At 57.2% G+C, this 905-nt stretch carries 1 protein-coding gene; it reads right to left on the reverse strand.

The annotated features are described in order from the left end of the window. On the reverse strand, nucleotides 1-845 hold an 845-nt coding region (locus tag NGM28_RS28415; RefSeq protein WP_252092547.1), incomplete at its 3' end, for an IS481 family transposase. Between the last annotated feature and the right edge of the window lie 60 nt (nucleotides 846-905).

Genomic DNA, 905 nt, shown 5'->3' on the forward strand with positions numbered 1-905 from the left:
CTGGCGAAGTTGTAGGCCATGACGAAGGCCAGCACGTGCGCCTTCAGCGCAGCGAAGTCGGGATAGTGGAAGGCCTTGACCGTAGCCTCTTTTATCGTCCGGTTCATGCGCTCGACCTGGCCGTTGGTCCAGGGGTGGTAGGCCTTGGTCAGACGGTGCTTGATGCCGTGTTCGTGGCAGACGCGATCAAAAATGTGCCCACCGAACCTATTGGTCGCGCCGTTGCGATACCGCGGCTGCTCAGTGAACGCTACGCCGTTGTCAGTGAGGACTGTGTGGATCTTGTAAGGAAACGCCTGCACTGCCTGACGTAGAAATTCAGCGCCGTTGCGCTTGGTTGCGGAGTCGAAGAACGCAACGTAGGTGAACTTCGTAACACGATCAATGGCTACGAACAGGTGCTGCTTGCCACTCTCTAGACGTAGTTCCGAGCTATCGATGTGCAGATAGCCCATCTCTGTTTTGTCGAATTTTCCGCGTTTGGTTGCACTTTCTCTCTTGGGCGCCTGGTTGATCCCATGACGCACCAGGCAGCGGTGTAAGGCGCTACGACTCAGCTGCGGAAAGTAATCGAGGAGGTGACCCAGCATGTCGTCCAGGGGCAACATCGTGCGCTGTCGGAATTCGACCACCATTGCCTCTTCAGCGGCTGTCAGCTTGGCACTGCATGGCTTGGCAGGCCCCATCCGAGCATCCTGCGTGGTAGTTCGTGATCGCCATTTGATGACCGTCTTCACGTTCAGCCGGTAGCGGGCGGCGAGCTTTCGATTCGACTCTTTCGACGCTTGGAGCTCGGCTCGGATTCGCGGCGTCGTGCGGGCTGAGCCATGGATACGTCCTTCCAAAATGCATCCTCCTCATGAGGCGTTAAGGATGCACCATGACTCTCTGGGACTGAACACCTA

It is taken from the genome of Pseudomonas sp. MWU13-3659, from assembly GCF_023757525.1.
Taxonomy (GTDB): Bacteria; Pseudomonadota; Gammaproteobacteria; order Pseudomonadales; family Pseudomonadaceae; genus Aquipseudomonas; species Aquipseudomonas entomophila_E.